The organism is Lacticaseibacillus salsurae (assembly GCF_045862175.1).
In the GTDB taxonomy this organism is placed as follows: domain Bacteria; phylum Bacillota; class Bacilli; order Lactobacillales; family Lactobacillaceae; genus Lacticaseibacillus; species Lacticaseibacillus salsurae.
In genome coordinates this window covers 16,655-26,646 of the sequence record NZ_BAAFZI010000020.1, presented here as the reverse complement: position 1 = coordinate 26,646, position 9,992 = coordinate 16,655, and the positions used below count along the sequence as shown (strand labels likewise).

13 protein-coding genes are annotated in these 9,992 nt (G+C 50.3%); all 13 read right to left on the bottom strand.

From position 1 onward, the window contains the following. Nucleotides 1-5 precede the first annotated feature (5 nt). A complete protein-coding gene (locus ACKTSG_RS07635) occupies nucleotides 6-1,451 on the bottom strand; it encodes a phage tail sheath family protein (protein ID WP_407893521.1) in 1,446 nt (481 codons plus the stop codon). Next, complete coding sequence (locus ACKTSG_RS07630) at nucleotides 1,451-1,621, bottom strand: hypothetical protein (RefSeq protein ID WP_407893519.1); 171 nt, start codon at nucleotides 1,619-1,621, stop codon at nucleotides 1,451-1,453. The genes ACKTSG_RS07635 and ACKTSG_RS07630 overlap by 1 nt, the downstream gene beginning before the upstream one ends. Beyond that, nucleotides 1,611-2,042 (bottom strand): phage tail terminator family protein, encoded by a 432-nt coding sequence (locus ACKTSG_RS07625; protein WP_407893517.1) that lies wholly within the window; start codon nucleotides 2,040-2,042, stop codon nucleotides 1,611-1,613. The genes ACKTSG_RS07630 and ACKTSG_RS07625 overlap by 11 nt, the downstream gene beginning before the upstream one ends. Further along, a complete protein-coding gene (locus ACKTSG_RS07620) occupies nucleotides 2,043-2,486 on the bottom strand; it encodes an HK97 gp10 family phage protein (protein WP_407893515.1) in 444 nt (147 codons plus the stop codon). It lies immediately after the preceding gene. Beyond that, entirely contained in the window at nucleotides 2,464-2,871 is a 408-nt protein-coding gene (locus ACKTSG_RS07615; RefSeq protein WP_407893513.1) for a hypothetical protein, read from the bottom strand. Before ACKTSG_RS07615 ends, ACKTSG_RS07620 begins: the two co-directional genes overlap by 23 nt. Beyond that, the gene (locus tag ACKTSG_RS07610) at nucleotides 2,865-3,257 is read right to left on the bottom strand and encodes a head-tail connector protein (protein WP_407893511.1); all 393 of its coding nucleotides are present in this window, start codon (nucleotides 3,255-3,257) and stop codon (nucleotides 2,865-2,867) included. The genes ACKTSG_RS07615 and ACKTSG_RS07610 overlap by 7 nt, the downstream gene beginning before the upstream one ends. A 13-nt stretch (nucleotides 3,258-3,270) precedes the next feature. Then, entirely contained in the window at nucleotides 3,271-3,732 is a 462-nt protein-coding gene (locus tag ACKTSG_RS07605; protein WP_407893510.1) for an Ig-like domain-containing protein, read from the bottom strand. A gap of 74 nt (nucleotides 3,733-3,806) precedes the next feature. Beyond that, entirely contained in the window at nucleotides 3,807-4,751 is a 945-nt protein-coding gene (locus ACKTSG_RS07600; protein WP_407893508.1) for a capsid protein, read from the bottom strand. A 13-nt stretch (nucleotides 4,752-4,764) separates the two neighbouring features. Then, entirely contained in the window at nucleotides 4,765-5,319 is a 555-nt protein-coding gene (locus ACKTSG_RS07595; RefSeq protein ID WP_407893507.1) for a phage scaffolding protein, read from the bottom strand. Nucleotides 5,320-5,414: 95 nt separating this feature from the next. Continuing rightward, nucleotides 5,415-6,434, bottom strand: a complete 1,020-nt coding sequence (locus ACKTSG_RS07590) for a minor capsid protein (RefSeq protein ID WP_407893506.1) — start codon at nucleotides 6,432-6,434, stop codon at nucleotides 5,415-5,417. Then, nucleotides 6,427-7,941: a phage portal protein gene (locus ACKTSG_RS07585; RefSeq protein WP_407893504.1), complete on the bottom strand. Its 1,515-nt coding sequence runs from the start codon at nucleotides 7,939-7,941 to the stop codon at nucleotides 6,427-6,429. Before ACKTSG_RS07585 ends, ACKTSG_RS07590 begins: the two co-directional genes overlap by 8 nt. A gap of 3 nt (nucleotides 7,942-7,944) precedes the next feature. Continuing rightward, entirely contained in the window at nucleotides 7,945-9,186 is a 1,242-nt protein-coding gene (locus ACKTSG_RS07580; RefSeq protein ID WP_407893502.1) for a PBSX family phage terminase large subunit, read from the bottom strand. Continuing rightward, nucleotides 9,164-9,649, bottom strand: coding sequence for a phBC6A51 family helix-turn-helix protein (locus ACKTSG_RS07575; protein WP_407893500.1), 486 nt, complete (start codon nucleotides 9,647-9,649; stop codon nucleotides 9,164-9,166). Before ACKTSG_RS07575 ends, ACKTSG_RS07580 begins: the two co-directional genes overlap by 23 nt. Nucleotides 9,650-9,992 lie beyond the last annotated feature (343 nt).

Genomic DNA, 9,992 nt, shown 5'->3' with positions numbered 1-9,992 from the left:
CCTCCTTAAATTGTCACCGTCATGTACAGTTTTTCCATTGCGTCCACTGGTTGGATGCCCAAGGTCACAACGACCTGGTCAAGCTCATCTCCGGCCGCAACCGTGATGTCGTCCACTTCAAATGGTTGGATGGCACCGATGGATGCTAATTGAGTAAGATATTCCACTCGGTTGGCTTTAAAGAGATCTCGGCCGGTCGCATCGTTGTTGACCTTACCGATGAAGTTAGCTTCAAAGGTATCCTTTGTGTTGTTGGCGATATCGTTCAATACTCGCATCACACGGTTTTTGGATAAGTCGGCGCTCTTTGATGCCGTGAAGTTATGCAAAGAATTGATGTCTTGCTCGATCACCACAGAACCATCGTGGCGAACGGTGAATAACAACTGACCGTTCGACAAAGCATCTTCGGTTTCGTCGTTCGTCAACCGCTTAGCCACGTCAACTGCATCTGGGTAAGCTGTATAGGTCAATGATTGGTTCACGTCTGCAGCAGCTTCGATACCAGCGACCCACCCGCAAGTTTGGCTCACAGTGAGTTCGGTGCCGTCTGACAAGATGACCGCGTTTGCTACTGCGATAACGTGTTCGCTATCAGCCCCAATCGTGGCTGGCACGACAGCCGTAACCTTTTGGCCTTCCTCTTCGCACAAACGAGTGGCCGTGGTTACCAGAAGGGTATGGATGCCGGCGTCATCAGCTTGTCCCGCCGAGACCATCGTATTGAAGTCCTGGGTCTCCATCGCGTTGATAAGCGTGTCAGTGTCAGCCGTTGCGGATTCATCTGTGGTCCCACCGGTAAGGGATTGAGTCGTGCTACTCGTGATTGCCGCAAGCAACGCTACACCATCATCTTTGGTGGCTGCTTCAGTCACCGCAAAGTCAGCATAATTGTTTGATGCCAAAGCGCTCGCCTTGGCCACCGATTGACTATCGACTTGTTGGGTACCGAAATATGTCGTTACCGTGACGGATGCTGGGCCTTCGCTTAACGCTGCGTTTTTGGTCACCGAGATGCGGACGTCATTGCCACGTGTACCAGGATACTTGGCGGTGATACTCCATGGCAGAGTTTCATCAGTCAGTGTTGCCTTGGCACCAGAGTTTACGTTGTAAAATAACACAGTCTGTGCGGCTTTAAGGGTTTCACGCAGGCCAATCATGGTCGACGCCAGTTGAGCATCAACCAAAACTGTTGCGCCGTCTTCGGTAGAAGATGCGTTGACGCCGGCGAGGTCCGAATATGGATCCACGCCGATTGCTTGCTTGAAGTTGGAGCCGGCATTGAGCTTGATCACACCGTTTTTACCCCAACCTGTGCCAACACCGCTGATAAAAAATACGACCCCACTGGTCGCATCAGAGGACCCCACAGATTTTTGTGGAGCATTGATATTGATGTATGCGCCTGGGCGCTTCTTGCTCATCGTTGTAAAAGTTCCGCCTGCCATTAGTACAAGCCTCCTTTAGTCTTTTTGATCGCGGCCTTAGCCTCATCGATCGTGTAAAGTTTTCCATCATTCAGCGCGACCATCATGACATCGCGCTCGGCCCCAGTGAGATTAACAGCCGATAATAACTCGACTTTAGTCCACTGAGGTGCTTTTGATTTAGTTGCCATCTTTTAGACCTCCTGTGTAGTCAAGAGATTGTTGTTTTACCTGGTCAAAGACAATTTCGACGTGGAAAATTAGGTCAAATGTTGCCTGGACGACTTGCTCATCCCGATCAACATTGATTTCCAAGTTTTGGACGCGGTATTTGCCACCGATCACCTCAAGGTTGTCAGCAAAGATTTCAGCCGCAGCATCTAATTGCCCGTTGATATTGCCGACGTTATCCTCGTCAGGGAAAAAGACCGCCTGAAAGCTGTATCGCCGTTTCTGGCGAGTGCCAACGTTTGCTGGCGACCGGGATAAGCCGATACGATGCACATACAAGGACGGCGTCGAGAAGTCGTCGGGCATGTTCTCGCTATAGATGAGCAAATCGGGCCAGTAAACAGCTAACTGACTACCAACTGCTTTTGTCATATCTTCCATCTAGTCACCTCCGAAGATTTCAGTGATTGCTTTGGCCACACCTTGCGCCAGTCGGTCTTGAACGTCAGGCATTGACTCCATGACGCCGTCTCGCATCATAAATTGACCATCAACCCACGGCTTTTTGAGTTGCTTACCGATTGCCGGGACATATTGACCGACCTTTTGACGGTGACCATTTTCGACAAAGCTCGCATACTCAGCCGAATTTGTAAGAGTAAGCAAAAAGGCCGGTGCCTGATATGACACAGCCTTTATTCGCCAACGCCGACGCAACATCCCAGAATCAACCGGAGTGCGCGCCTTGATCTCTTTGAGCATGATTTGAGCAGATTTGCCAATTTCACTTTCAACAGCTTCTTTGAAGCCGCCGTCAGCAGCACGATGCAAGCTCTCGGCAAACGCCTGAAACTGCTCATCGTCAACCGTTGCCCATTTTGGCATGTTGATCACCTGCCTTTGCGTCTAGGACCATCGCCACCTCTTGATGACTATGATAGCCGGCATAACCGCGAGTAGCGCGCGTGTAGTGTGTCACTTGGCCTGCCAGGTCAGTCGCATCGATCGTGCAACCGGCCGGAATATCAATGCCAGTGTCGATGATCAAGATGGCGTCATAAGTGTCAGGCAGAAATTCGCGCTGCTGTTGTGTGTTGAGCGTGCCCTTAATGACCCTTGCTGAGTAGTCAGTGACGATTGCCACTGGCTTGCCCGGCTTGGTAAAGGGGCCATCTTTGACAGTCCCCGTCGTCCAAATCGTGACTTTGACGTTGTCCAGCAAGTGCTTGACCTTGGCCATGCGATTGTATGCATAAGATAAGCTCACCATTTGACCACCCGATAGGTGTTAAGCACCCGGAGAAAATCACCTGTCACCGTATTTGCCCCAGAGAGCTTGTCTAACGCGTCCAGCGGTGAAAGGAAGGAAACGGACTCGTCGCCCTCTGAAAGGCTGGAAACCTGCCCTGATTCGCCATTAATCGATGCTAAGAGTCCAAGCTCAGCCACAGCGTGCAAGACCATCGAAACGATAGTCGTGTTGAGCTGTGTCGGGAGCTTCTCCCAGTCGATATGGGTGTAGGCACAAACGTCGTCGATGACTTTGTCGAGCGCAAAGCTCAGTGTGGCAGTGGCTGCCTCTTGACTCATGTCTTCAGGTGTCGTGGCCAAAGTGGTGACCTTTTTGAGCAAGTCTGCTCTGCGATCATCAGCCATCTAAGCCACCTCCCTAAGCTGCAGCGGCAACAGTAACTTTACAGTCACCAGTAAAGGAGCCACTTGTCGCAGTGATGGTAGCTGAGCCAACAGCCACCGCAGTGATTGTGCCATCGGTGGCAACGGTCGCAATAGCTTCATCGCTGGACTTATATGTCGTAGCAGCAACCACAGCTTCAGCATCATCCGCGTCGACGGGATCGGCTGCAAGTGTTGGTTTCTTCGTGTCACCAACCTTAAGCGACATTGTTGCTTGCAGTTTGATTCCCATTGCTGGATTTGGTGCCTTAAGGACTGTAAATCCCGGAACATCAATCTTATCGCCAAAGGTTTTACCATCAGTGAGCGCGGCTTGATAATCGCCGGCGGCAACCGAAGTTTCGGGAGCCAAGCCAGTGATTGTCGCTTTGCCGTCGTCACCCGAAGTGATCAACGGCGTGGACTCACCCTTTTTAAAAATTGCTAGTTTTGCCATTTGCTATCCTCCTGCCTACTTGGCTGTGATGATAGCGCCGTCTGGAGTAGGCGTCACATTAACGCCAGACAGCGCTAGGCTTCCCCCGACGCTGCACCAGTGCCAGAATCAGCCGCAGCTGGCTTATTTGCAACGACGAACGAAATCCCTTTGGTCTTGGTCTTCAAGAGCAAAACGTCATCATAAGATTGTTCGTAGTACAAGTAATTCCCGGAGTTTTGAGCAGATGGAGCGTCAAACCCAACGAAGCTGTACTTTTGTGGCGCAATTTGAACACCGTTGAAAATCAGGAACATTTGAATTTGTTTGGAATCAGAAACTACTTTGGACCCAGTGGTGAAGTCAAATGCAGTCTGCATCAAGTCGGATGGCACAACATTGAGATTAACGTCATCCAAGCTGTATACAGAGCGCTTGATGTTGGCTGTATCAGTCAAAATCAGAGTACGGTTCTTGGCCACAGCAGTCTTGAGCATCCGGTTGATTTGTGGAGTTACCCAAAGATCACGGCCGGCCAACGGGATGCGTTGTTCGTCAAAATCGACCATCATTTGATCAAAGGCTTCAAGGATATTGTCCTCAGTCAATGTATCGGTGGTGATGCCGCCGTCAGCAGCTTTTTCCTTTTCGCTGTATAACTTGGAGAACATTTCGCGATCCATTTCAGGCATCTTTTCATCCAAGTTAAACTGCTTAGTGATGTTAGCAATGCTGATCACCATGTTGGATTCATCGATATCAGATGGATCAACCAAAGTGCTCCAATAACGTTCGTTGGTCAGTTCGTAAGAGTCCCAATCGTTGGAATAGTTGGCCGCAGGGGTAGTGATTGTGCGGCGAGTGCGGTCTTTACGACCCTCGTCAATCGTCAGACGTGGTACCTTGATGTGCTTGGCCCCGTCGAATTTAATAACGTTGTTTGATGGTGAATTCCAAAGCTTGGCACTGAAAAGATGGCCATCATAAAAAGCTTGTTGCAATGCTGCTTGATACGCGTCTGCGTAGTTTAATGTTGCCATGTGTTACATCTCCTTATTTTGCTGGTGGGGTAGCAGGGGCGCCGCCTTTAAATGCGTCAACCATTGCCTGAGTCATATCAGGCGTGCCGCCCTTGCCAGAGTTAGGTTTGTAATTGTTCTTGGTGCCCTCGTCAAACAGATAGCCGTCGCTTTCTTTGAGTGCGGCAATTTGTTCGGTAAGGTCTGGAGCCTTGCCCTCGTTATCGAGCTTGAGCAAGTCTGGATCTAGCAAGGCACGCGCCGCTTTAGCATTGCGCACCTTTGCCTTGGAAAGCTGAGCATTAACTGCCGCATCCAGCGTGCTCTGATTGAGTTTGCCGTTTGCTGCTTCCAATTGCTTGGACAAATCATCCACTTGGCCAGCCTTTTTGTTAGCGGCCTTAAGTTGCTTGTTGAGGTCATCAATTTGAGTGGCCTGCTCAGTCGACCCGGTTGTTGCTTCGTCGAGTTGTTGGCTGAGTTTATTGTTGGCATCACGTAGTTTTTGAGTTGCTTTGCCGTGTGATGCCATCACTTGATCGACCTGCTCATCACTGAGCCCCATTGCTTTGAGTTCTTCGCGTGTCATGATGAATCCTTTCCGCCCATCCGTTATTTTTTCGCGGGACGACCGCGATCGGGCATTAAAAATAGACCTTTTTACGCCATGTCTGGGGCGAGATATTAAGCTGCGTATTGTTTGCGCCATTCGGTGAACGTGATGCCAGGAACCATCTGGCGTTTACCAGTAACGGGATTACGTGACCAGCGCTTGCCGACTGCTGGCATGTTTGGTTCCCAGTACACTTCGTCACAACGGCAATGCGGATGGATTGGTGCGTAATTTACGCCATCCGCTCGCTCACTCATCTTGAAATGTTTTCCGTCAAGCTTGGCACATATTTCGCACGTATGGCTCTCAAGCGTGGCCAAGTGTTCGTACCATTCGGCATCGACATCCACCAGTGCCTGATAATTTGCAGACTCATCGATATGTGCCATTTCGGTGTTTATCAGCCGATGCAGGTTAGCCTCGGTAAATTGCTTGTGGGTCATCGACAGCTCATGAGCAAGGCGTTTTGGGCTTCGGCCAAGCACGACGCTCTCCGATAAGGTCTTCATCAGCATGTTGGGCAAATCCTGCTGAAAGTTTCGCCAGATTCGGTGACTGAAATCATCCCCTGCCCACGGTTGTGCGACCACGAGTTTGAGGGACTCATTATCAAACGTTGCAAAGTTGCCGGTGTTACCGCTGGCCATCTCATTGAGATACATCGCATGCTCGTACTGATACCGATATTGCTCAATTAATTCATCGCTCATCGAGTTGGTGAGCTCTGGGATGATCGGTGCAATCACCGAAATAAGCTGAATCTGTAACTGCTCCAAGCGAGCTGTTTGCGATCGGATGTACTCCATGTCGAGCTCGTCAGTGTGACCACCTTGGACAGCCAAACGCTGAAACTCGTCGATAGTCTGATGCCAGCCCTCCGTCCGTGCTTTTTTGAGGATCTCCGCTGATGTGCCAAAATCGACCTTTGCAGTGCGAGCGTATCGCTTATACCAGCTGACCAGTTCCTGATTGATTTTGGTATTGAGGGCGTCGACTGTCGTCACCATCTCCTGCTCAAAGCGGATAGTGCTGAGCTCGTTAGCCGCCCGAATCTGCAAATATCGGCCATGCCAGTAATCGCGCCTATTCATCGTCTACGCCCTTTTTACGGTTGGGTGAGGATTTATCCCCGTCATCATCTTTGGAACCGTCCACAGCTCCATGTGCCGCCTGCTGAGCTCCCATGAGATTCGAGAATGGGTCTGGGTGTAAAGCCTGTTGTTCTGCTTCGTGCTCAGTGTCGTCATCTTGATCTTTGAGTTCTTGCTCAGCGTCTTCAACAAGTGGATTCCCCTGAGCCAAGGCTTTGCGGGAAGTGTGATCAGCCACCTTTGAGATGATGTCTGCGCGTTCCAGATCATTGCTGATGAGTGACCGCGTCCACGTTTGCGTTATCTCACAGGTATCAGCGTTGGCCACACCAGAGCGACGCAAGATCATGCGCACAAGTCGAGAGACACCTTGACGGAAATACGTTTCTGTTGTCGCAGCCTTTAACTCAAGCTGGCCATACAGCATTTTGATCGCGACAGCAGTTGTGTTGGTACCGGCTGAGAGTTGCTTTGGGTTGACCCCTTGGCCATAGACAAAAATGTCGTCAAAGGTGAGGTCAAGCATTGCCTGGCGCGCCTCAGTTGGAATGTCGATGGTTAGTGTGGTCAAACCACTCTTATCATCAGGCATCGTGGAATCGAGTTTGACAGCCTTTTTGTCCTTGAGCTCGGTCATAAACTCATCGAGCGATTGTGCACCATAGTTGGTGAGTACAAGGATCACCTGCTGGACGTCAGCCAAGTCGTTGGCAAAGCCGTTGTACACCTGGTCATAAATATCGATATGACCTTTGTATTTCTGTAGGTCCGGCTTTTCAAACTTGCCATTTCGAAATGGGATAAAAGGGACTTCACCCATACCATGCTCAAGCACGGCAGTTGGATCACCAGTTTCGTTACCAGTTGAGGCATCGCTTAGTACAAACTGCTTGAGCAAACGCAAGCTTTGATAATCGCCGTGATCCATGCGATAAGTTGTGACCGTGGTTTTGTCCCAGTATTCGATGGCGGTGTATTGTGTCCCGTCCTCCGGGTCAATCTGCGCGTATTTGCGACAGACGCCTAAGAGCGTGCGGTCAGTGTCACCTGCATACAGTGGGATAACCTGGTCAGGCGGGATAGGCGCATATCGAATTTTGTTAGCAGCATCATCGTGCCAAACATGCAGCCAAGCAACCCCACAATTTGACGCGTCCACACACAGCTCCTGAAGCGTTGCGGCAAAGTCATCACCAAGCACTTGATCAATAACTTTATTGGTTGCATCGATGCCGGTATCGATCTTTGGCGCTTTACTGGCCAAGTAATCAGCTTTTTGGTCGACTAGAATCTGATGGAAGTTGCTTGAGACACGATAATCAGCTCGACGAAGTGGGCCTTTATCTTTGTCAGCACCATCATTGTTGACCTTGGACTCGCCACCATTGCGAATGGTGATATCGGTTTTGTTGTTGTAGTAGCTGAGGCTTTTCTGACTTTGTTCTACAAAGTGCGTGTGCTCAGCCGCTGTATTTTTGAGTAATCTTTTAAGGCTTTCGATTTCCATTCGTTACCGCGCACCTCTTTTCATGTCGTCTTGTTCGCCATATCGGGTCGAGTCAATCGTGTGGTCATTGCCATCTGGGAAGCCCGCCTTAAAGCCGCCGTTTGAGTCTCTGGCCAACTCATAGCCACTGAATTCGCGGGCAGCATTCGGGCATCGAATCGGGTCAATGATGATCTCGCGTAAGTCCTGCAACCACTTCATACCATACTCACGAGAGCCTTTGCCCTTGCGAGCACCATACAGATTGAGACCGGCATCGTGAAACTCGTAAACGGTGCGAGGCTCAGCGGAGTCAGCATAGATCACGAGATTGTCAGGGTTGGCGTGCTTGATTGCCTCGACCGCGTTGTGATTGCTCAGTCCTACCTTGTAAATCTCGCCGTAAATATAGAGTCGACGATATGTCGGGTCATAATTCAACTGCATGTAGGCCAGTGGGTCGCGAGCAAACCCAAAGTCGAGCCCGCGTCGAGTGTGATCAAACGATGCGACTTCCTCGTCAGTGATTTCTCGCAGTGTCAAGTTTGTGAAGACCTCAGCACCAGTCCCAGTGATTTCGCCCAGATATTCGTGAGCGTAAGCAGTAGGATTATCTTTCTTCAGCTGTTCCGCTTCGGCGATGAAGCCTTTCCCCAGCCATTGCTTTGGCACGGTCAGGTAGTTGGACTTGTGGACGAGCGTGTCAGCCCGCAAGCCCGCTTGTATCACAGCCTGATTTGTCCAGTTGTTGAGGGACGCCGGTGGGTTGAAGCTGTAAAAATCAACGATGTCATTGCCACCACGTTTGAGCGACTGATTGACGTTCCGAATTTCTCGCAAGTCAGTAAACTCGTCACATTCTTCGAAATGGATGAATTTCGTGTATCCATGACGAAACTTTTGCGACTTGATTTTTCGAGGCTTATCGACACCTTTGAAACGAATCTGCTGGCCAGTTGGCTTGTATGTCAGCTTGAGCGGTGACACAGACGCGTGCCACAGTGTATCAGCGCCAAGAGCGTCAATTGCCCACAAGTACTGGTCATACACTGTTTCACGCAATTCACTCTGTTGCTTCCGCAAAACGATGGCGTTGGCATTTTCGTCGCGCATCATCTGAAGCACGATGATCAGCGAAACAAAACTGGACTTTGTAGATCCACGCCCACCTGGCAGCCAGTAGTTATCGTGTTTCCGGTCAACCACGTCCCAGTAGAGTGGCCAGAACGCCAGCGCTATGATTTCACTTGCCTTTGGCCACGCCATCGGTCTCAGCCTCCTCTCTTGGAATATCGACGATCAAACCATAACTGCCACTATCATCGGTCTCGTCCTCGTAGACCTTAGCCTTAGCAGCGGCAATCTTAGCCTCGGCTTGAGCACGTTCAACAAGTGCTGCCTGTAAATCATCGGCGACGTTGGTTTTATCGATGATGTATTGTGCCGCGTTAAATCGCACCATTTCTGAACGAGCGCCACGCATCAAGCTCCCCATTTGTCGAATGGCTTCAGCGCCTAACCCGGCGAGCATGTATCGGTTGTATTCAGCGATACCATCTTGGAAATCTTGTCGCTTATGCCATGCCGGAAGTGTAGTCCGAGCGACCCCGACAGCATCGGCAATTTCTGTCTTGGTTAGCTTTCCATCAAACAGCAAGACAATCGCCTTTTGCTGTTTCACGGTCAGCTTGTAAAATTTCGCTAGACGTCGTGTTTTGTCATGTGTCATCAGGTCATCACCACACCTCCGCGATTGCAATAAAATAGCGCCGCAAGAGTAATCTTGGACGCCTATGTGGACAGCCGTTTTCCGCCGACTTACCGCTAGAATAAAACTCGCACGCTATGAGTTATTGCAGGAGGCTGCACCTCTAATCTTTCAGATTTGTGATGTAGCACAGCACCGCGTGTTCGTGCTTATGACCGGCAGCAGCTACTCGCCAACTGCCGGCTGGGTTGGGGTTTTCCTAAAAAGGAGGTTCGCCAGGTTAAGGGGTGCCTGGCAATGATCGACGTCCCCGTGACAAAACGCCGACCTGTAAATAAGTTTTCCAAACTTAGGAGAGTTTAGG

Bases quoted from the DNA above. Each gene is read 5' to 3' on its own strand.
- ACKTSG_RS07575 (WP_407893500.1), bottom strand. From the start codon at position 9,649: ATGACACATGACAAAACACGACGTCTAGCGAAATTTTACAAGCTGACC.
- ACKTSG_RS07625 (WP_407893517.1), bottom strand. From the start codon at position 2,042: ATGGAAGATATGACAAAAGCAGTTGGTAGTCAGTTAGCTGTTTACTGG.
- ACKTSG_RS07615 (WP_407893513.1), bottom strand. From the start codon at position 2,871: ATGGTGAGCTTATCTTATGCATACAATCGCATGGCCAAGGTCAAGCAC.
- ACKTSG_RS07595 (WP_407893507.1), bottom strand. From the start codon at position 5,319: ATGACACGCGAAGAACTCAAAGCAATGGGGCTCAGTGATGAGCAGGTC.
- ACKTSG_RS07635 (WP_407893521.1), bottom strand. From the start codon at position 1,451: ATGGCAGGCGGAACTTTTACAACGATGAGCAAGAAGCGCCCAGGCGCA.
- ACKTSG_RS07600 (WP_407893508.1), bottom strand. From the start codon at position 4,751: ATGGCAACATTAAACTACGCAGACGCGTATCAAGCAGCATTGCAACAA.
- ACKTSG_RS07605 (WP_407893510.1), bottom strand. From the start codon at position 3,732: ATGGCAAAACTAGCAATTTTTAAAAAGGGTGAGTCCACGCCGTTGATC.
- ACKTSG_RS07580 (WP_407893502.1), bottom strand. From the start codon at position 9,186: ATGGCGTGGCCAAAGGCAAGTGAAATCATAGCGCTGGCGTTCTGGCCA.
- ACKTSG_RS07620 (WP_407893515.1), bottom strand. From the start codon at position 2,486: ATGCCAAAATGGGCAACGGTTGACGATGAGCAGTTTCAGGCGTTTGCC.
- ACKTSG_RS07585 (WP_407893504.1), bottom strand. From the start codon at position 7,941: ATGGAAATCGAAAGCCTTAAAAGATTACTCAAAAATACAGCGGCTGAG.
- ACKTSG_RS07590 (WP_407893506.1), bottom strand. From the start codon at position 6,434: ATGAATAGGCGCGATTACTGGCATGGCCGATATTTGCAGATTCGGGCG.
- ACKTSG_RS07630 (WP_407893519.1), bottom strand. From the start codon at position 1,621: ATGGCAACTAAATCAAAAGCACCTCAGTGGACTAAAGTCGAGTTATTA.
- ACKTSG_RS07610 (WP_407893511.1), bottom strand. From the start codon at position 3,257: ATGGCTGATGATCGCAGAGCAGACTTGCTCAAAAAGGTCACCACTTTG.